The sequence below is a fragment of the Saccharopolyspora cebuensis genome (genome assembly GCF_039542665.1).
Classification (GTDB): domain Bacteria; phylum Actinomycetota; class Actinomycetes; order Mycobacteriales; family Pseudonocardiaceae; genus Saccharopolyspora; species Saccharopolyspora cebuensis.
Genome location: NZ_BAABII010000016.1, coordinates 665,353 through 685,196 on the forward strand (window position 1 = coordinate 665,353; position 19,844 = coordinate 685,196).

The 19,844-nt window shown below is 73.9% G+C and carries 18 protein-coding genes; 4 read left to right on the forward strand and 14 right to left on the reverse strand.

What is annotated here, in order from left to right:
- Window position 1: 1 nt before the first annotated feature.
- The 3 genes from ABD976_RS23250 to ABD976_RS23260 are packed head-to-tail and all read right to left on the reverse strand — an operon-like array spanning window position 2 to window position 3,563.
- Window positions 2–922, reverse strand: coding sequence for an SMP-30/gluconolactonase/LRE family protein (locus ABD976_RS23250; RefSeq protein ID WP_345366659.1), 921 nt, complete (start codon window positions 920–922; stop codon window positions 2–4).
- On the reverse strand, window positions 919–2,304 hold the full coding sequence (locus ABD976_RS23255) for a phosphotransferase family protein (protein ID WP_345366661.1): 1,386 nt from the start codon (window positions 2,302–2,304) through the stop codon (window positions 919–921). Before ABD976_RS23255 ends, ABD976_RS23250 begins: the two co-directional genes overlap by 4 nt.
- A complete protein-coding gene (locus ABD976_RS23260; protein ID WP_345366663.1) occupies window positions 2,301–3,563 on the reverse strand; it encodes an acyl-CoA dehydrogenase family protein in 1,263 nt (420 codons plus the stop codon). The genes ABD976_RS23255 and ABD976_RS23260 overlap by 4 nt, the downstream gene beginning before the upstream one ends.
- Before the next feature lie 189 nt (window positions 3,564–3,752).
- Here ABD976_RS23260 and ABD976_RS23265 point away from each other — a divergent pair, with 189 nt between their 5' ends.
- On the forward strand, window positions 3,753–4,571 hold the full coding sequence (locus ABD976_RS23265; RefSeq protein ID WP_345366665.1) for a crotonase/enoyl-CoA hydratase family protein: 819 nt from the start codon (window positions 3,753–3,755) through the stop codon (window positions 4,569–4,571).
- A gap of 33 nt (window positions 4,572–4,604) precedes the next feature.
- Here ABD976_RS23265 and ABD976_RS23270 read toward each other — a convergent pair whose 3' ends face one another.
- Window positions 4,605–5,498: a crotonase/enoyl-CoA hydratase family protein gene (locus tag ABD976_RS23270; RefSeq protein ID WP_345366667.1), complete on the reverse strand. Its 894-nt coding sequence runs from the start codon at window positions 5,496–5,498 to the stop codon at window positions 4,605–4,607.
- A complete protein-coding gene (locus ABD976_RS23275) occupies window positions 5,483–6,277 on the reverse strand; it encodes an enoyl-CoA hydratase/isomerase family protein (protein WP_345366669.1) in 795 nt (264 codons plus the stop codon). Before ABD976_RS23275 ends, ABD976_RS23270 begins: the two co-directional genes overlap by 16 nt.
- A gap of 177 nt (window positions 6,278–6,454) precedes the next feature.
- Here ABD976_RS23275 and ABD976_RS23280 point away from each other — a divergent pair, with 177 nt between their 5' ends.
- A complete protein-coding gene (locus ABD976_RS23280; RefSeq protein WP_345366671.1) occupies window positions 6,455–7,147 on the forward strand; it encodes a histidine phosphatase family protein in 693 nt (230 codons plus the stop codon).
- Window positions 7,148–7,165: 18 nt separating this feature from the next.
- On the opposite strand, the gene ABD976_RS23285 is transcribed toward ABD976_RS23280, so the two are convergent.
- From ABD976_RS23285 to ABD976_RS23300, 4 genes are all read right to left on the reverse strand, one after another.
- Window positions 7,166–8,122 carry an LLM class F420-dependent oxidoreductase gene (locus ABD976_RS23285; protein WP_345366673.1) on the reverse strand — a complete coding sequence of 319 codons (957 nt, stop codon included), beginning with the start codon at window positions 8,120–8,122 and terminating at the stop codon, window positions 7,166–7,168.
- Between the two features lie 15 nt (window positions 8,123–8,137).
- On the reverse strand, window positions 8,138–9,673 hold the full coding sequence (locus ABD976_RS23290) for an acyl-CoA synthetase (protein WP_345366675.1): 1,536 nt from the start codon (window positions 9,671–9,673) through the stop codon (window positions 8,138–8,140).
- 239 nt (window positions 9,674–9,912) lie between these two features.
- Entirely contained in the window at window positions 9,913–10,566 is a 654-nt protein-coding gene (locus ABD976_RS23295; RefSeq protein ID WP_345366677.1) for a PaaI family thioesterase, read from the reverse strand.
- Window positions 10,563–11,327, reverse strand: a complete 765-nt coding sequence (locus ABD976_RS23300; RefSeq protein ID WP_345366679.1) for a crotonase/enoyl-CoA hydratase family protein — start codon at window positions 11,325–11,327, stop codon at window positions 10,563–10,565. The genes ABD976_RS23295 and ABD976_RS23300 overlap by 4 nt, the downstream gene beginning before the upstream one ends.
- Window positions 11,328–11,497: 170 nt before the next feature.
- Here ABD976_RS23300 and ABD976_RS23305 point away from each other — a divergent pair, with 170 nt between their 5' ends.
- Complete coding sequence (locus ABD976_RS23305) at window positions 11,498–12,448, forward strand: LysR family transcriptional regulator (RefSeq protein WP_345366681.1); 951 nt, start codon at window positions 11,498–11,500, stop codon at window positions 12,446–12,448.
- Here ABD976_RS23305 and ABD976_RS23310 read toward each other — a convergent pair.
- From ABD976_RS23310 to ABD976_RS23330, 5 genes are all read right to left on the reverse strand, one after another.
- Complete coding sequence (locus ABD976_RS23310) at window positions 12,354–13,238, reverse strand: LysR family transcriptional regulator (RefSeq protein ID WP_345366683.1); 885 nt, start codon at window positions 13,236–13,238, stop codon at window positions 12,354–12,356. The two genes, ABD976_RS23305 and ABD976_RS23310, sit on opposite strands and share 95 nt — an antisense overlap.
- Before the next feature lie 286 nt (window positions 13,239–13,524).
- A complete protein-coding gene (locus tag ABD976_RS23315) occupies window positions 13,525–14,670 on the reverse strand; it encodes an acyl-CoA dehydrogenase family protein (RefSeq protein ID WP_345366685.1) in 1,146 nt (381 codons plus the stop codon).
- Between the two features lie 24 nt (window positions 14,671–14,694).
- Window positions 14,695–15,828, reverse strand: a complete 1,134-nt coding sequence (locus ABD976_RS23320) for a thiolase family protein (RefSeq protein ID WP_345366687.1) — start codon at window positions 15,826–15,828, stop codon at window positions 14,695–14,697.
- An 89-nt stretch (window positions 15,829–15,917) separates the two neighbouring features.
- Window positions 15,918–17,459, reverse strand: coding sequence for an AMP-binding protein (locus ABD976_RS23325; protein ID WP_345366689.1), 1,542 nt, complete (start codon window positions 17,457–17,459; stop codon window positions 15,918–15,920).
- Window positions 17,460–17,475: 16 nt separating this feature from the next.
- On the reverse strand, window positions 17,476–18,783 hold the full coding sequence (locus ABD976_RS23330; protein WP_345366691.1) for an MFS transporter: 1,308 nt from the start codon (window positions 18,781–18,783) through the stop codon (window positions 17,476–17,478).
- Window positions 18,784–19,056: 273 nt separating this feature from the next.
- Between ABD976_RS23330 and ABD976_RS23335 the strand changes: the two genes are divergently transcribed.
- The gene (locus ABD976_RS23335) at window positions 19,057–19,815 is read left to right on the forward strand and encodes an enoyl-CoA hydratase/isomerase family protein (protein ID WP_345366693.1); all 759 of its coding nucleotides are present in this window, start codon (window positions 19,057–19,059) and stop codon (window positions 19,813–19,815) included.
- Window positions 19,816–19,844 lie beyond the last annotated feature (29 nt).

Here is a 19,844-nt window from a genome sequence, read left to right on the forward strand (position 1 = left end):
TTCATGCCTGGTGCTGGAGCGCCAGCCCCGGCCTCGGCCACCGCACCGCGTAGAGCAGCCCGCGGCCCGACGAGGTGACGTAGGCCGTGCGCAGGTCGGGGCCGCCGAAGCAGATGTTGGTGACGTGGAAGTCGTGCTCGGGCACCGCGACCACCTCCAGCAGCTCCCCCTCCGGGGACAGCACGCTGATCGCACCGGTGCCCAGCGTGGCCACGCAGACGTTGCCCGCGCCGTCCACCGCGAGCGAGTCCAGCAGCTGGTAGCCGTCGAAGCCGTGCAGCAGCGCCGCGCCCGCCGGTCCGCGGCCGGTCCGGCGCAGCAGGCCCGGCCCCGCCACGTCCCAGTACCAGACCCGGCCGGTGGAGGTCTCGGCGACGTAGACGCGGGAGCCGTCCGGCGCGAGCCCGACGCCGTTGGGCTCGGTCAGCGGATGGGCGATCTCGGCGATCCGGGACCCGTCCGGCAGCGCGTAGTACAGCCCGCCCCGGTCGGTCTCGCGCTCCCGGCGCTTGCCGAGGTCGGTGAAGTAGAAGCCGCCGTGGGCGTCGAAGACGAGGTCGTTGGGGCCGCGCAGGCCGCGGCCGTCGACCTCGGTGTAGAGGTCGGTGACCGCGCCGTCGGCGGTGACCCGCTGGATCCGGCCGCCGATGTAGTCGGCGGGCTGGTGCCCCGGCACCATCCGGCCCCCGATGTCGAGCCACTCGAAGCCGCCGTTGTTGCACACGTAGACCGCGCCGTCGGGGCCGATGGCCGCACCGTTGGGACCGCCGCCGCACTCGGCGACCACCGACACCGTCCCGTCGGGCGCCACCCGCGACAACGTGCCGCGCTTGATCTCCAACAGCAGGACGGACCCGTCGGACATCGCGATCGGTCCTTCGGGGAACAGCAGGCCGGATGCGATCAGGCGGACCTCGGTCATGACGTTCCTCCCTGCCGTGGGTCGGTCCCGTGCCGCGGGTTGGCCACCGCGAGGCGGTCGAGCACCGACCGCCACACCGCCTCGGCCACCCGCGGGTCCTCGCCGCGCACCTCGCCGCGCCGGATCGCCCCGGCCAGCGCCGCGGTGCCCGGGAAACCCAGCGCGGCCAACCGGTCCCGGTGCGCGGCGTCCGGTCCGGCGCCGTGCCGCAGCTCCCGCTCGACGACGGCGAGCGCGTTGGCCGCGACCCGGCTCTGGAACCGGAGGTGGCCGCGCTGGCCGGGAAGCACCTCGTCGCGGAGGAACCCGGCCACCGCCGCGACGAGGTCGGCCGCCGCAGGACTGCCGTGCAGCTCGGAGATCACTTCCGGTACCGCCTCCGGGACCGGGGCGGGCCGGGGGATGGCGAGCTCCTCCAGCAGGTCGTGCTCCTGCTCGCACACCCGGCGGCCGATCGCCGCGAGCTCCACCGAGGGTTGCGCCCCGCTGAGGTGGCGCTCGGCCTGCGCCCGGCAGATCACGCCCCACCGGGCGGTGCCGAACACCTCCCACCAGCGCAGCGCCGCCGGGTCCGGGCGTCGCCCGGCGACCTCGGCGTAGCCGTCGAGCAGCTCGTCGCGGGTACCGAAACCGCCTGCCGGCGAAGCGGATCCGAACCGCCACGCCTTGACGCACAACCAGCCCAGGTCCTCCACCGGATCGCCGAGGTGCACCAGTTCCCAGTCCAGCACGGCGCGCAGCCCGGTGCGGTCGACCAGGAGGTTGCCGGTGCGGAAGTCGCCGTGCACCACCGCGGGTTCCGGTGCGGGCGGGCGGTGCTCGCGCAGCCAGCGGAAGGCGATCTCCACGGCGGGCAGCGGTTCGCCCAGCGCGTCGTAGTCGGCGATCAGCCGTTCCAGCGGGTCCTCGGTGGACAGACCGGGCACCGACTCCGGCGGGATGCGGTGCACCCGCGCGGCCTGCCTGCCGAGCTCGCGCGCCAGCCCGCGCCGGGCGTCGGCGTACTCCTCGTCGCGCAGCAGGCGGCGCGCGATGCTCTCCCCGCCGACCTTCCCGGTGATCAGGTACGGCGCCCCGAGCACGCCCGGATCGGTGCCGTGGTCGACCAGCTCGGGGACGGCGACCCCGGACCGGGCCGCCGCGGCCAGCGCCGCGGCCTCCCGGGCCATGCCCTCGGGCCGGGGTGCGCGCACCGGATCGCGGCGCAGCACCAGCTCCCGGGCACCGCCCGCGCCCTCGGGGCGCGCGGCGAACAGCCAGGTCTCCCGGCTGGCCCCGCCGCTGGCCCGCTCCAGCCCGGTGACCCGCACCGGGGCGCCGAGCACCCGGTGCAGCCGCGCCCCCAGCGACCGCGCCAGCTCGTCCGGGTCGTCGGCGTTCATCGGCCACCGGTGCGGTGGGGCCCCGCGAAACCGAACAGGTACCCGGCCACCTTGCGCATCTGGATCTCCTCGGAACCCTCCGTGATCCGGTAGCGGCGGTGGTGGCGGTAGATGTGCTCGAACGGCGTGTGCCGGGTGTAGCCGAGTCCACCGTGGACCTGCATCGCGCGGTCCGCCGCCTCGCAGGCCAGCCGGTTGGCCCGGTAGTTGCACATGGACACCCGGTCGCTGATCTCCGCGTGCGGGGTGCGGTCGAGTTCCCACGCGGTCTTGCGCACCAGACCGCCCACCAGCTCGACGTCGGTCCGCAGTTCCACCAGCGGCCACTGCACCGCCTGCCTGCGGGCCAGCGGCTGCCCGAAGGTGACCCGCTCGCGGGCGTAGGCGACGCTGCGGTCGATGCAGTGCCGGGCCACGCCGACGCCGGAGGCCGCCTGGCGGATCCGGTTCTCGTGCACGAAGTGCTGCGCCAGCTCCAGCCCGCCGCCGATCTCGCCGAACACCGCCTCGGCGGGCACCCGGACGTCGCGCAGGGTCACCTCGGCGTGGTCGGTGGGCATGTTGAAGGTCCACCAGTGGAAGTCCACCGAGAACCCCGCGGTGTCGGTCGGCACCAGGAACGCGGTGATGCCGCGCGCGTCGCCGGGCCGGCCGGAGGTCCGGGCGAACACGATGTCGTGCGTGGCCGAGTGCATCCCGGAGTTGAACCGCTTGACGCCGTTGAGGACCCAGTCGGTGCCGCGGCGCTGCGCGGTGGTCTCCAGCCAGGTCGCGTCGCTGCCGTGGTCGGGCTCGGTGAGGCCGAAGGCGATCCGCCGGGTGCGCGAGAGCACGCCCTCGACGAACTCCGCGCGCTGGGCGTCGGTGCCGAAGGCCAGCAGCATGTGCACCACCGGGAAGTTGCCCACCACGGAGGATTCGTTCTGCAGGTCGTTGTGCAGCCCGAGGCCCCGGGCCGCGAGGTGATCGCGGATCACCGCCATGTCGAGGTTCCCGCCACCGCAGCCCCCGACCGATTCGGGGAGCCCGTAGCGCAGCCAGCCCGCCGCGTCGGCGCGCCGGAACATCTCGCCGAGCAGTTCCTCCCACTCCCGGCTGGGCGTGCCGCCCGCCTCGACGTCGGTGCGGGCGAATTCCCTGCGGTGGTCGAAGAACCGTTGGTTGTCGTCCTGCTCCTGCAAGGGACGGATCTCGGCTTCGATGAAGGCGTCGAGCCGTTCCAGCCGGTGCACGAGTGCGGTCGGAAGCTCGAAGTCCACGTGGACCTCCCCTAAACGCTCGTTCAGTGACCTTAGACACGTCGGCTCGGCGAGCACAAGGGTGCGGACGGTGCCCGGGTGCGGCTTGACGCACCGGGCGCCTCGCCTTAGCGTGCGCGAAATCCCCGCCGTCGCACCGGATTCCGCCCTCGCGGGCGGATCGTCGGCGGCCGTCCCGCAGGAGGAGCCGTGAGCGCTGCCGAAGCCCGCGTGTCGTGCACCGTCACCGACGGTGTCGCCGACGTCCGGCTGGACCGCCCGGACAAGCTCAACGCGCTGGACCAGCCGATGTTCGAAGCGCTGGTCGACACCGGACTGCGCCTGGCCGAGGAACCGGCGGTCCGCGCGGTGGTGCTCTCCGGCAACGGCCGGGCGTTCTGCGCCGGCCTGGACTTCGGGGCCTTCCGGGCGATGGCCGACGGCACCCGGTCGGCCGAGCGCATCCCGGCGACCGACCGGCCGATCGGACCGGCGCGGGCGCGCGGGCAGCAAGCGGCGCACGTGTGGACCGCGCTGCCGGTGCCGGTGATCGCCGCGATGCACGGCGTCGCCTACGGCGGCGGCCTGCAGATCGCCCTGGGCGCCGACATCCGGCTGGTCGCCCCGGACGCCCGGCTGTCGGTGATGGAGGTCCGCTGGGGACTGGTGCCGGACATGACCGGCAGCCAGCTGCTGCCGGAGCTCGTCGGCCGCGACGTCGCCAAGGAGCTGACCTACACCGCCCGGGTGGTCAGCGGCGAGGAGGCCGCCGCGCTCGGCCTGGCCACCCGCACCGAATCCGACCCCCGGGCCGCGGCCCTGGCGCTGGCCACCGAGATCGCCGAGCGGAGCCCGGAGGCGGTGCGCGCCGCCAAGCGGCTCCTGGAGACCGCGGGCCGGGTCGACCTGGCGACCGGCTACGAGGCCGAGCAGCGCGAGATCACCGCGCTGATCGGAAGCCCGAACCAGGTCGAGGCGGTCGAGTCCGGGATGGCCGGGCGGCCGCCGCGGTTCACCGACCCGGCCTGAGCGCACGTCGTCGGCTCCGTCCCCGGCGGCGGCTCACGTCCCGCCGGGGCGCGACGGCCACCGCGGCACGAACTCCGGGAAGTCCGCGCTGGGGCTCAGCGGGAACCGCGCCGGGCGCTTCTCCAGGAACGCCGAGACCCCTTCGGCTGCGTCGGCCATCGCACCGAGCCGGTTCATGCCGAGCGAATCGAGCCGGTGCGCCTCCCAGGGGTCGTCGGCGCCGAGCATCCCCCACAGCAGTTGCCGGGCCACCGCCACCGAGACGCCGGAGGTGTTGTCCGCGATCTCCCGGGCCAGCGTGCGCGCCGCGGGGAGCAGCTCCTCGTCGGGCACCACCCGGGAGACGAGCCGACCCGACAACGCCTCCTCGGCGCTGAAGATCCGGCCGGTGGCGACCCACTCCATCGCCTGCGAGATGCCCACCACCCGGGGCAGGAACCAGGTGGACGCCGCCTCCGGGATGATCCCGCGCCGGGCGAAGACGAAACCGAACCGGGCCGAGCTCGCCGCGATGCGGACGTCCATCGGCAGCGTCATGGTCACCCCGACGCCCACCGCCGCGCCGTTGATCGCGCCGATCACCGGCTTGCGGGAGGCCGCGATGCGCAGCGCCACGGTGCCGCCGCCGTCGCGGGGCACCCCGTCCACCTCCCCGGACTCCCACCGCGCCCGCGCGCGTTCGTCGCCGGCGGCGTGGTCGAAGGTGCCCGCGCCGTGGCTGAGATCGGCGCCCGCGCAGAACCCGCGCCCGGCGCCGGTCACGATGACCACCCGGACCTCGTCGTCGGCGTCGGCGGCGTCGAACGCCTCGATCAGCTCACCCCGCATCACGTGGGTGAAGGCGTTGAGCTTGTCCGGCCGGTGCAGCGTGATCGTCGCGATCCCGTCGGCCACCTCGTACTGGATCTCGTTCACGGCGCGCTCCATCGTCCGGTGAAGGTCGGTTCGGTCTTGTTCACGAACGCCTCGCGGGCGGCCGGGGCGTCGGCGGTGGCGAAGTTGACGGTCTGGGCGCGCGCCTCGTTCTCCAGCGCCTCGCGGTAGCTCTGGTGCACCCCGGCGTGCAGCAGCGCCTTGTTCTGGGCCACCGCGATGGGCGGGGCCTGCGCGAGCCGGGCGGCCAGCTCGTCGACGAACCCGTCGAGCTCGTCGGCCGGCTTCACCCAGGTGACCAGGCCGAGCTCGCGCGCCTCCTCGGCACCCACGAAGTCGCCGAGCAGCGCGAGCCGCTTGGCCTGCTGCATCCCGACGATCCGGGGCAGCAGCCAGGAACCGCCGAAGTCCAGCGACAGCCCGCGCTTGGCGAAGATCTGGGAGAACCGGGCGTCCGGCGCGGCGACGACCAGGTCGCAGCCCAGCGCCAGGTTCCAGCCGGCGCCCACCGCGACCCCGCGCACCTTGGCCACGACCGGCTTGGCCAGTTCGTGCAGGGCCAGCGCGATGTCGTTGATGTGGTGCATCCGGTGCAGCGGGTGCCGCTCGCCCCGGTCGGAGCCGAGGTCGGCCCCGGCGCAGAAGTCCCCGCCCGCGCCGGTGAGCACCAGCGCGCGCACCTCGTCGTCGGCGCCGGCGTCGCGCAACGTCGCCAGCAACCGCTGCCAGGTCGGCCCGTCGATCGCGTTCTTGCGCCGGGGCCGGTTGATCGTCACCGCCAGCACCGGACCGGAGCGCTCCAGCAGGACCGACTCCGCCTCGTCACCGTCCACCGCACTCGCCACGTCGCGCCTGTCCCATCGTCGGGGCACCGGTCGCGCCGGTGCTCGGCCGGACCTGATCAGTCGTTAAGTTATCACCCGGCGCCGTCCGGGCCCAAGTGCCGGATGCTTGAAAACCCGCTGCCACGCTGGAAAAGTGCGCTGCGCGATCCGCGAACGGAGGCGACCATGTCCGCAGTGGAGTACCGGCAGCACCGCTTCAGCGCACCGCCCGGCTCGACCGAGGTGCTGCTGATCCGCCACGGCGAGTCCGCCCCGGCCCGGCCGGACCGGCCGTTCTCGCTGGTCGACGGCCAGGGCGATCCCGAACTCGCGCCCACCGGCGTCGCGCACGCCCGGGCGGTCGCCGACCGGCTGGCCGGCGAAGGGCTCGACGCGCTGTACGTGACCACGCTGCGCCGCACCGCCGAGACGGCCGCACCGCTGGCCGCCCGCCTCGGCGTGGAGCCCCGGGTGGAGGCCGGTCTCCGGGAGGTGCACCTGGGCAGTTGGGAAGGCGGCCTGCTGCGGCGCAAGACCGCCGAAGGCGATCCGGTCGCGGTGCGGCTGCGCGCCGAGCAGCGGTGGGACGTCATCCCGGGCGCGGAGACCAACGAGGCGTTCGACGCCCGGGTGGCCGCCGCGCTCGACCGGCTGCACGGGGACCACCCGGACCAGCGGATCGCGGTGTTCACCCACGGCGGCGTCATCGCCGCCGCGCTGGCCCGCGCCACCGGCTCCCGCCCGTTCGCCTTCCTCGGCTCCGACAACGGTTCGCTGTCCCAGCTCGTGCTCGCCGGCCCGCAGTGGATCCTCCGGCGCTTCAACGACACCACCCACCTCGGCGGCGGGTTGAGCCAGGCCCCGCAGGGCCTGACCTGAGCACCCGGCCGCGGCCTCCTACCGCAGGCCGAGCGCGCGGATCGCCTCCGCCGGGTCCCCCGGGGCGGACAGGGCGAGCACCGGCGTGGTGACGCCGTTGTCGACGTACTGCTGCACCCGCTCCCGGCAGTAGCCGGCGGGGCCGTGCACCACGAGCTCGTCGACGACCTCGTCCGGGATGGCGGCCAGCGCCTCCTTGCGCTCCCCGCGCTCCCACGCCGCCCACATCGGCTCCAGCCGCTCGCGACCCAGCCACTCGTGGAACGCCCGGTAGACCGGGACGTTGAGGTAGGCGGTGATCATCCGGCGAGCGATGCCGCGCGCGGTGTCCGGCTCGACGTCGGGCATCACGAAGATCCGGGCCGCGATCTCCTTGCCGGTCCCGCCCTGCTGGACGTGCGGCACCACGGTGCGCACGTCCTCGGCGGAGAGCCAGTTGATGATCGCCCCGTCGCCCTCCCGGCCGGCCAGCCGGAGCATCCCCGGGCGCAGCGCGGCGATCAGGATCGGCGGCGGCTGGTCCGGGACCAGTCCGGCGGTGAAGCCGCGGACCTCGAAGGTGTCGTAGCGCTCGGTGACCTTCTGCCCGGTCCACGCGGCGCGCAGGAAGCGCACCGTGTCGCGGACCCGCTTGTAGGGTTCCTCGAACGGGATGCCGTTCCACTTGCCGACGATCACGTCCGAGGAGGTGCCGACGCCCAGCGCGAAGCGGCCGGGTGCCGCCGCGGCCAGCGTCGCCGCGCTCATCGCCAAGGTCGCCGGACCCCGGGTGTAGACCGGCACGATCGCGGTGCCCAGCCGCAGTTCCGGCGCCCAGGTGGCGGCCAGGGCCAGCGGGGTGAAGGCGTCCGCCGCACCGCCCTCGGCCGACCACACGTCGGTGTAGCCCAGGTCCGGCAGTGCGGCGATGAGCTCCCGCTGCTCGGCCAGCGGCCGTTCCGGCAGCGGGATGGTGATGCCCCAACGTTGCGCCACGGGTGGTCCTCTCGATCAGCTCGCGTACCGCTTCTTCAGCTCGCCCTTGACGAGCTTGCCCGTAGGGGTGCGGGGCAGCGCGTCGACGAAGTCCACGCTGCGCGGCGTCTTGTAGTGCGCCAGCCGGTCCCGCACGTGCCGCAGGATGCGCTCGGCCAGTTCCGGCCCCGGCTCGGCGCCCGGCGCCGGGCGCACCACGGCCTTGACCGCTTCGCCCATCTCCTCGTCGGGCACCCCGATCACCGCGACGTCGGCCACCTCGGGGTGCAGCGCCAAGGCGTTCTCGACCTCCTGGGGGTAGATGTTCACCCCGCCGGAGATGATCATGAACGCCTTGCGGTCGGTGAGGAACAGGTAGCCGTCCTCGTCCAGGTAGCCCAGGTCGCCGACGGTGGCCCAGCCCGGGTGCTCGGGGTGCCGCGCCGACCGGGTCTTCTCCGGGTCGCCGAGGTATTCGAAGGTGAGCTCGTCGCGGGCGAAGTAGACGGTGCCCACCTCGCCCGCGGGCAGCTCCGCGCCGTCGTCGTCGCAGATCCGCAGCTCGCCGAGCAGGCCGGTGCCGACCGAACCGGGCTTGTCCAGCCAGCGCGCCGAATCGATCAGCGTCATCCCGATGCCCTCGGTGGCCGCGTAGTACTCCCACAGCACCGGGCCCCACCAGTCGATCATCGCCCGCTTGACGTCCACCGGGCACGGCGCGGCGGCGTGCACCGCGACCCGCATGCTGGACAGGTCGTGGCGGGCGCGGACCTCGGGATCGAGCTTGAGCATCCGGACGAACATGGTCGGCACCCACTGGCTGTGCGTGACCCGGTAGCGCTCGACGGCGCGCAGCGCCTCCGCCGGGTCGAAGCGCTCCATCATCACCACGGTGCCGCCCACCGCCTGCACGGAACCGCAGTAGCGCAGCGGTGCGCTGTGGTAGGCCGGAGCCGGGGACAGGTACACCATGCCGGGGCCGAACCCGAACGCCTGCTGCAGCAGCGAGGACAGGCCGCCCTCGTCGGGCTCGTCGACCTCGCGGTCCGGCAGCGCCGGTTTGATCCCCTTGGGACGACCGGTGGTCCCCGACGAGTACAGCAGGTCCGCACCGGCCGGCTGGTGCGCCGGTCGCTCCGCGGAGGCCGCCGCCAACGCCCGCTCGTAGTCCCCGTGGCCGGGGACCGCACCGCCGTGCGCGAGCAGCAGCTCCACCCGGGGCAGCCGTTCGGGCAGCGCCGCGGCGACCTCCGCCAGCGCCGCCGAGCTGATCAGCGCCCGCGCGCCGGAATCGTCGATGATGTAGGCGGCTTCGTCGGCGCCGAGGTGGCTGTTCACGGCGCACACGTAGAGCCCGGAGCGCAACGCCGCCCAGTACACCTCGGACACCTCGGGGCAGTTGTCGCTGAACAGCGCGACCACGTCACCGCGGCGCAGGCCGCGCCGCCGGAGCACGTCGGCCAGCCGCAGCGAACGGTCGTCGAGCTCCCGGTAGGTCAGCGTCCGGCCGGAACCGGACATGATCACGGCCGGACGATCGGGGGCGGTGGCTGCATGAACACCTGGATACATGCGGTTTCCTCCTCGAACCCGCGTGCTGTGTGCCGGTGACCCGCACCCGTCCGTCCACAGCGGCCGGAGGCGGTGCCGCACCGCGGATTGTCGCGCGCCGCGGCACTGCGGGGCATCGGCCGAATCGGGCATCCGCCCGCTCCCGCCGCACCGTCCATCCACTCGGGACGGACGCGCTCCGGCGGCGGCCCGCGGTGCCGGTGCTCCCGGACCGCCCGGGTCCGCCGCGCGGACCGCGCCTAGAACGCCTCGCCGACCAGTTGCTCCTCCTCCATCGCGCCGAACAGGCGCCGGGCCTGCTCGGCGGTGGGCAGCACGAAGTTGCCCTCCGCCTCGACCAGCACCACGTCCGGCTCGGCGGCGGTGGCGATGGTGCCCACCGAGGACGTCCACCGCTGCCCCGGGTCGCCGTCGAGCACCCGGCCCACGATCCGCAGCGGGGTGGCCAGCGGAACCGGCGCGCGGTAGCGCATCGCGAGCTTGGCGGTCATCGCGGGCCGCCCGAACCAGGCGGCGTGGGCGTGCCCGAGGATCTGGTCCAGCAGCGTCGCGCTCACCCCGCCGTGGACGTAGCTCGGCGGCCCCTCGTAGGCGAGTCCGAGCTCGACGGTGCCGATCGCCGCGCCGTCGACGAGCTCGACGGTCATCGGCGGGGACATCGGGTTGCCCTGCCCCACCACCAGGTTGTAGACGCGCTGCGGCGGCCCGTCCCGGTCCACCGCGGCGGCCTCGCCCGGTTTCCGGCGGACCGCGGTCAGTTCCGGCAGCACCTCCCGGAGCCGGGCGGTGACGTCGTGCAGCGCCGCGGTGGGGACCTCGGTGGACACCGCGGCGTCGGTGAGCCGCCGCAGCACCTCGCCCAGCTCGGCGGCCGCCTCGCGGCGGGCGCTCATTCGCCCCGCCAGACCGGCGCGCGCTTCTCGGCGAAGGCCCGCGCGCCCTCCTGGGCGTCGGCGGAGGTCATCACCGGCGCCATGATCTCCTGCTGCCACCGGAACGCCTCGGCGTCGGTCCAGGACACCGCACCGGCGACGATCTGCTTGGTGGCGCGCACCGCCAGCGGGCCGTTCACCGCGATCCGCGCCGCGAGCGCGCGCGCCCCCTGCAACGCCTCGCCCGGCTCGGTGAGCGAGTTGACCAGGCCGTGCTCGTGGGCGGCTTCGGCGGACAGCGGGTCGCCGGTCAGCGCCAGTTCCATCGCCAGCTGGTAGGGCAGCGTCTTGGGCAGCCGCAGCAGGCCGCCCGCGCCCGCCACCAGGCCGCGCTTGACCTCGGGGATGCCGAACTTGGCCTCCCGCGAGGCGACGACGAGATCGCAGGCCAGGGCGAGTTCGCAGCCGCCCGCCAGCGCCCAGCCCTCGACCGCGGCGATCAGCGGCTTCGACGGCGGGCGTTCGGTGATGCCGCCGAACCCGCGACCGGGGACCGATGGCCGCTCCCCCCGCGTGAAGGCCTTGAGGTCCATGCCCGCGCAGAAGGTGCCGCCCGCGCCGGTGATGACGCCGATGACCGCGTCGGAACGGCTCTCGAGCTCGTCGACCGCCGCCGCCAACCCCTCGGCCACCGACAGGTCCACCGCGTTGCGGGCCTCGGGGCGGTTGATCGTGATGACGGCGACGCCGTCCCCGATCTCGGTCAGGACGCTCCCACCCACGCTGCTTCCTCCGTCCATCGACGCCGATGCGGACTTCCCAGTCTGACCGGCGGTCGCTCCCCAGTCCAGACCGACCGTCCGGTTCGCCGCAGAGCGACGGCCGCACGCGCCGTGAGCCCGGACCAATGCGAACCCTGTCCGCCGTCCGGAGGCGGGGCTATGCTGCGCGGATGGACCTGCGGCTGGTGGAGTACTTCATCGCCGTGATCGACCACGGCAGCGTCACCAAGGCCGCCAAGGCGCTCTACATCGCCCAGCCCTCGCTGTCCCAGGCGATCCGCACCCTGGAGCGGCAGCTCGGCGTCCAGCTCTTCCACCGCACCGGCAGGCAGCTCGTGCTCACCGCCGACGGGCACGCCTTCGCCGGTCCCGCGCGGCGCATCCTGCACGACGTCGGGCGGGCCCGCAGCGCCGTGGACGCGGTGCGCGGGAGGAGCAGCGGGCAGCTCGACATCTCCACCCTGGCGACGCTGGCCGCCGACCCGCTGCCGGAGCTGGCCGGCCGGTTCCGGCAGCAGCACCCCGGGGTGCTGCTCAACGTGGCCGACCCCGGCGGCTCGGCCGGGGTGGTCAGCGACGTGCGGCGCGGCCACGCCGAGCTCGGCCTCACCGACATGCGCGCCCGGGTCGATTCGCTGCGGGTCCGGCCGCTGTGCAGCCAGGAGATCGCCCTGGTGCTGCCGCCGGAGCTGGCCGAGGGCCTGCCCGATCCGGTACCGCTGTCCGCGCTCGCCGGGACACCGCTGGTCATGGAGTTCACCGACACCACCACCCGGACGCTGGTCGACGACGCCCTGGAACCGGCCGTGCAGGCCGTGGCGGTGGAGTGCGCGCACCGGCAGGCCATCTGGCAGCTCGTCGAGCACGGCGCCGGCGCGACGTTCCTGCCCCGGGGGCTGGCCGAGCGCGAGCTGTCCGGCGTCGAGGTGCGCGCCACCGTGCCGGAGATCCGGCGCGAGGTCGGGATCGTGTTCCGCGCCGGTGCGCTGTCCCCGGCCGCCACGGCGTTCCTGGAGGTCGCCGGGGTCAGCCCGGCGGAGACGGCATCGCCAGGTTCAGGAACGCCCGACCGGCCGGGGACAGCCGCACCGGGTCGTAGACCACCCCGTACGCCTGCTTGATCGGCGGCCGCACCGAGCGCACCACGGCGCCGCGGCGGGCGGCGCGCTCGGCCATCGGCCGGTACACCACGGTCGCGCCGACCCCGGTCAGGACGAACGGCACCATCACCTCGCGGTGCTGCACGATCGCCGAGGGCCGGGTCCGCTTGTGCGCGGCGCTGAGCGCCCGCTCCACCTGGGTCCGCCCGGAGGCGCCCTTGGGCACGATCACCAGCGGCAGGTCCGGCAGCTCGGCCAGCGGCAGCGGATCGCGGTCGGGGACCTCGGTCCCGGGCGGGAAGACCAGCCAGTACTCGTGCTCGCCGAGCTCGCGCACCTCCAGGTCACCGGAGGTGGTGACCGGCAGGTGGCAGATCACCATCTCGCAGTGGCCCTCGCGGATCAGCGCGGCGCACGCCTCCTCGTCGCGCAGGTCCCCGATCCGCAGCGAGACGTTCGGGTAGCGCTTGCGGAACCGGCCGACCAGGTGCGCCATCGGATCGAACGCCAGCGAGGCGGACACGTGCACGTCCAGCCGTCCGCGCGGCAGCCCGGCCGAGTCCACCAGCGCGCCCTCCGCGGCCACCACGTCGCGCAGCACCTGGCGGGCCGGACCGACGAAGGCGCGGCCCGCCGAGGTCAGCACCATGCCGCGGCCGATCCGGTGGAACAGCTCCACCCCCAGCTCGCGCTCCAGGCCGCGCACCGCCTGCGACACGGTGGGTTGCGCCAACTGGAGCGCACCCGCCGCGGCGTTGATGCCCTTGTGATCGACGACCGCCAGGAAGTACTCGACCTGGTGCAGCTCCACACGGGCACTGTAGTGCTCCGCACGACCCGCACCGCTGTGTCACGCACCACTCCCGCGCCCCCACGCACGCGCCGAACGGAACCCCCGCCAGGCAAGCGGCGAAAGCCGCTTCCGCACTACCCCACCCTCGCAACTTGCACCGCCGCGGGTTCTCAGCGGTCTTCTCGCGAGGACAGCCGCGACGCTGTGTACGCGCTTGCACATGAGAAGCGGCTCCCGGAGCGAGAAGGCCGCTGAGGTTCCGCCACCCGCACCGCATCGCAAAAAGACCACGGACACCGAAAGATCACAGACCAAGCGATTTGGCTACTATTGTCTTGAGCACCTCGGTGGTCCCGCCGAAAATGCGGGTGACCCGCGCGTCGGCGTACATCCGGGCGATCGGGTACTCCAGCATGAAGCCGTAGCCGCCGTGCAGTTGCAGGCAGCGGTCGATCACCCGGGACTGCAGTTCGGTGCAGTACACCTTCACCTTGGCGGCGTCGGCGCCGCTGAGCGTTCCGGCGTCGTGCTCGTCGAGCGCCTTGTCCAGCACCGCCCGGCCCGCCTCGATCTCGATCTCGCAGCCCGCCAGTTCGAACTTGGTGTTCTGGAAGGACGACACCGGGTTGCCGAAGACGGTGCGTTCGCGCACGTAGTCGAGGGTCTGGCGCAGCGCGGATTCCGCCGCCGCCTGCGCGGCCACCGCGATGCCCAGCCGTTCCTGCGGGAGGTTCCCGGTCAGGTACCGGAACGCCGCGCCCTCCTCGCCGAGCAGGTTGGCCGCCGGGACCCGCACCGAGTCGAAGAACAGCTCGGCGGTGTCCTGCGCCTTGAGCCCGAGCTTGTCCAGGTTGCGGCCCCGCGTGAACCCGTCCATGCCGCGCTCGACGACCAGCAGCGACAGCCCGTCGCGGCGGTCCTGCCCGGCACCGGTGCGGGCCACCACGACCACCAGGTCGGCGTTGATCCCGCCGGTGATGAAGGTCTTGGCGCCGTCGAGCACGTAGTGGTCGCCGTCGCGGGTGGCGGTGGTGGCCATGCCCGCGAGGTCGGAGCCGGTGCCGGGTTCGGTCATCGCGATCGCGCTCATCAGCTCGCCGCCGGCCAGGCCGGGCAGCCACCGGCGGCGCTGGTCCGCGTCGCACAGCGAGGTGAAGTACGGGACCACGACGTTCATGTGCACCGACAGCCCGCCGATGCCGACGCCCGCGCGGGCCGCTTCCTCGGCGACCACCGCGTTGAACTTGAAGCTGGTCGAGCCACCGCCGCCGTACTCCTCCGGCACCTGCAGGCCCGGGATGCCGAGCGCGCCCGCCTTGATGAACAGCTCGCGCGGGACCACGCCCCGGCGCTCCCACTCCGGGAACTGCGGCACGACCTCCTTGGCCAGGAAGTCCCGGACCACCTCCCGGAAGGCGTCGTGTTCGGTGGTGTAGGCGGTGCTGCGCATCGGTCCTCCCGGTTCGTGGTCTGCCTACAGCAGTTCGAGGACGGTGGCGTTGGCCAGCCCGCCCGCTTCGCACATCGTCTGCAACCCGTAGCGGAGGCCCCGGTCGCGCATGTGGTGCGCCAGCCTGGTCATCAGCACCGCGCCGGAGGCGCCGAGCGGGTGGCCCACGGCGATCGCCCCGCCCAGCGGGTTGAGCCGGTCGGGCGCCGCGCCGGTCTCGGCCGCCCAGGCCAGCGGGACCGGGGCGAACGCCTCGTTGACCTCGTAGGCGCCGATGTCGTCGAGGCCCAGCCCGGACTTGCGCAGCGCCTTCCTGGTCGCGGGCAGCGGCGCGGTCAGCATGATCACCGGGTCGTCGCCGGCCAGCACCGAGGTGTGCACCCGGGCGATCGGCGACCAGCCGCGCCGCGCGGCGATCTCGCCGGTGGTGAGCAGCAGCGCGGCGGTGCCGTCGGAGATCTGCGAGGAGTTGCCCGCCGTGATCACCCCGTCCGCGCGGAACGCGGGGCGGAGCCCGGCGAGCTGGTCCGGGGTGGTGGTCCGGCGAACGCCCTCGTCGGCGTCGAGCGCGCCGGGTACCGGCACGAGCTGCCCGTCCAGCGCACCGGAGTCGCCGGCCGCCGCGGCCCGGCGGTGGGATTCGAGGGAGTAGTCGTCGAGCCGCCGGCGGGACAGGCCCCAGCGCTCGGCGACCAGTTCCGCCCCGACGCCCTGGTTGAAGCCCCCGACGCCGAACCGCTCCAGCACCGACTCGGGCATCGGCCGGCCGTCCTGGTTCGCCGCGCCCATCGGCACCCGGGACATCGATTCGACCCCGCCCGCGACGACGATGTCGTGCTGACCGGCGATGATCCCGGCCGCGGCGGCGTGCACCGCCTGCTGGCCCGATCCGCACCGGCGGTCCACCGAGGTGCCGGGCACCGAGGTCGGCCAGCCCGCGGCGAGCACCGCGGTCCGAGCGATGTTGCCCGCCTGGTCACCGACCTGGCCGACGCAGCCCCACACCACGTCGTCGATGTCGGCGGGGTCCAGCCCGAGGCGGCCGACGAGCGCGTTGAGCGCCTGCGCGGACAGGTCCGCGGGGTGGATGCCGGACAGCGCGCCGCCGCGCTTGCCGACCGGGGTGCGCACCGCGTCGACGATGACCGCGTCCCGCATGACGACTCCTTCCCACGACCTCGGTCGAATCAACCACCGCGCCCGGCCCGCCGCAAAGACCGGGCCCGGAACAGCGCGATAGGCCGCACCTATGCGCTCCAGTACGGGGCCCGCAGCGAGCGGCGGGACAGCTTGCCGGTGTCGGTGCGCGGCAATTCCCGGTCGAACCGGTAGCGGCGCGGGACCTTGAACCCGGCGAGCCCGGCGCGGCAGTGCGCGTCGAGCCGGTCGGCGAGTCCGTCGGCCGCTTCCGGAGCGGGTTGCACGACGGCCAGCACCGACTGGCCCCACTCCTCGTCCGGCACGCCGATCACCGCGGCGTCGACCACCTCGGGGTGGGACAGCAGCACGCCTTCGACTTCGGCCGGGTAGATGTTCACGCCGCCGGACAGGATCAGGTCGGTGCGCCGGTCGCACAGGAACAACCAGCCGCGCTCGTCGAGGTAGCCGACGTCCCCGGCGGTGATGAAGCCGCCGTGCCGGGCCGCGGCGGTCTTGGCCGGGTCCTTGAAGTACTCGATGCCGGAGATGCCGGAGCGGAAGTACACCGCGCCGATCTCCCCCGGCGGCAGCGGGTCGCCCTGCTCGTCGAGGATGCGGACCTCCGCGCCGGGCAGCGGGTGGCCGACCGAACCCGGTGCGGACAGCCATTCGGCCGCGGTCAGCGCGGTGGCCGAGCCCTCGGTGGCACCGTAGAACTCGGCGACCACCGGCCCCAGCCACTCGATCGCCCGCCGCTTGACCTCCACCGGGCACGGCGCCCCGGCGTGCACCACGCTGCGCAGCGAGGAGGTGTCGTAGCGGGCGCGGACCGCAGCGGGCAGCCGGAGCATCCGGTGCAGCACGGTCGGCACCGTGAAGGTGGTCGTGACCCGGTGCCGCTCGACCAGCGCCAGCACCGGTTCCGGATCGCGGCTGCCCGCCAGCACCACGGTGTGCCCGAAGTGCAGCGCCGCGGTGGCGAAGGTGCCGGGCGCGGCGTGGTGCAGCGGGGAGAGCACCAGGTGCGTCCCGGTACCGGGGTGGATGCCCAGCCGCGCCATGAAGTCGAGGTGGTACCGGCCGAGGCGGGGCGGCCCGCCGGTCAGGGAGCGGCGCACGCCCTTGGGACGACCGGTGGTGCCGGAGGTGTAGAGCATCACCTCCCCGGCGGTGCGGTCCTCCGGCGGGCTCGCGGGCATCCCGGCGAAGAGCTCCTCGTAGTCCCGCCAGCCCGGGACCGCGCCGACGGTGAACCGGCGTCGCGGCGGGACGTCGGTGGTGTCCAGCGCGGGCCCGCACCGCGGCGCCAGGTCGGCGTCGACGACGACCAGCGCCGCTTCGCTGTTCTCGACGGTGTAGCCGATCTCCGGTTCGGCGAGGTGGTGGTTGATCGGGGTGAAGTACAGCCCGGTCTGCCAGGTGGCCAACCGCAGCTCGAAGTAGGCCGGGCCGTTGCCGATCACCGCGGCGACGCAGTCGCCCCGCCGCAGACCGGCGGCGCGCAGTCCGCGGGCGAGGCGGTCGGCCCGCGCGGCGAGCCGCTCGTAGCTGGTCGCCCGGCCGTGCTCGTCGATCAGCGCGGTGCGGCGGGGGTGCTCGCGGGCTTCGGCGAAGAAGTCGAGCCGGGGCTGCTGGGACGTGTCGGGCATGCGGACCTCCTGGTCGTCAGCCGAGGATCCGGCGAGCGTCGCGCTCGGGGTTGACCAGCAGGCCCATCACGATCCCGCCGACGACCACGGTGAGCCCGAAGACCTGGAACGCCTGGGCGTAGCCGACGGCGGGCTCCGCGGCGGCGTCCACCAGCGCCCCGGTCAACGCCGGGGCGAACAACCCGGACAGCGTTTGCACCGCCAGGAACAGGCCCAGCGCACCGGGCTGCTGGCGCACCGGGCTGATCTGCGAGACGACCGCGTTCATCACCGGCAGGGCCACGACCATGAACCCGTAGGCGACCACCACGATCGTCACCGCCGCCCACGCCGGTCCGATGTAGGGCAGCGTGGCCAGCAGCGCACCGCCGACCAGCAGCGCCCCCGCCGGGACCAGCCCGCGCTGCACCCGGCTGCTGGCCCCGCGCGAGACCATCCGGTCGGTGAGCCAGCCGACGCCGATCATGCCGATCATGCCGGTGATGCTGGGCAGGCCGAACATGCTGCCCGCTTCCAGCCGGCTGAAGCCCAAGCCCACCTCGAAGTAGGACGGGAGCCAGGTCAGGATCACCGACACCATGCCGTAGACGCTGAAGGTGCCGAGGGCGCCGCCGATGAAGCTGCGGCTCAACGCGATCCGGTGGAACGGGACCGTGCGGGTGTCGTCGGCGGGCGCGGCGGCCAGCGCGCTCTTGCCGCGCGGGGTGGCGTACGGGCCTTCGCGGCCGATCAGCAGCCAGGCCAGGCACCACACCACGCCGACCAGCGCGAGCGTGAGGAACGCGGCCCGCCAGCCGAAGGCCACCACGATCACCGTCAGCAGCGGCGCCACCGCGATCTTGGCGATGGAGGCGCCGGAGTTCAGCCACGCGGCCGGCAGGCTGCGCTTCTCCTTCGGGAACCACTCGAAGGCACCGGCGCTGGCCATCGCGGTCGCGGGCCCCTCGGCCGCGCCCAGCGCGATCCGGCTGATCAGCAGGGCCGTGCCGGTCGCCGAGACCAGCACCGGGACCTGGGTGACCGACCACAGCACGGCCAGCGCGAGCAGCACCCACTTGGTCTTGACCCGGTTGGCCAGGAACCCGACGGCCACGCCGCTGATGCTGTAGAGGAAGAAGAAGGCGCTGCCGATGAAGCCGATCTCCGCGGCGCTGAGGCCGAGGTCGTCCTGCAGCGGCTGGGCCACGATGCCGAGGACGGCCTTGTCCGCCCAGTTGACGATCATGAAGATCACCAGCATCCCGGTGATCGTCCAGGCCATCACCGGCCGGTACCCGGACGGCCCCTCCCCGGTTCGCGCGGTGCGCTCGGTATCGGCGGTCATCGCGGGTTCCTCCGCTCGTCGGAAACGACTGGTGCGCGGCCCCTCCCGGGCGGCCCGGCGGTGCGGCACGGTCATTCAACGAGACGCCCATCACACGGTCAAAGATGCGCGGTCGAACGTTCGGATAGGCGACCACTATGGACGCCCCGGGCCCAGCGCGGTCCGCAGAGCCCGCGCCGAACACCGCGATAGGCCGCCTCGATGGCGCGCGGACTCGACCGGTGACGGCGGATCTGGTTCCGTGGGCGGTCGGATCGACGAGAGGAGCCGGTGATGAGCGCGATCGAGACGTGGTGGGACGCGGGCACGCGGTGGATCCGCTTCGACCGGCCGGACAAGCTCAACGCCCTCACCGTCGACGAGCTCCGCGCCGTGACCGACCTGCTGTCGGGCGGCGCCGAGGAGCCGGAGGCCGTGGTGTTCACCGGCACCGGCGAGCGCGCCTTCTCCGCCGGGATGCACGTGGATTCCTTCGTGGACCTCGACCCGGACGGCGCGCGGGCGCTGATCACCGCGGTGCGCGACTGCGTGGCGGCGGCCCGGACGGCACCGTGCCCCACCGTCGCCGAGGTGGGCGGCTACTGCCTGGGCGCGGCGTTCGAGCTGGCGCTGGCCTGCGACGTCCGGGTGGTCGCCGAGCACGCGGCGTTCGGCCTGCCCGAGATCCGGGTCGGGGTCCCCTCGGTGGTCGACGCCGCGCTGCTCCAGCAGCACGTGGGGCTGGGCAAGGCCAAGGAGATGATCCTGACCGGCGAGGTGTACCCGGTCGCCGCGCTGCCGGGCCTGGCCGGCGAGCTCGTGCCCGCCGCCGAGCTGCGCGCGGCGACCCGGCGGATGCTGGCCCGGCTCACCGGGCACAGCAAGGCGGCCGTGGCCGCGCAGAAGCGCTTGTTCGAGACCTGGCAGAACACTTCCCTGGCCGAGGGGATCGAGGCCAGCGTCGAGGAGTTCGCCGCCGTGTTCGCCGACCCCGGCACCGCCCGGGCCGTCCAGGCCCGCCGCGCCCACCTCACCCGTTCGGGAGAGGAGTGAGGGGCACCCTTGCCCGAGTTACTTGGACA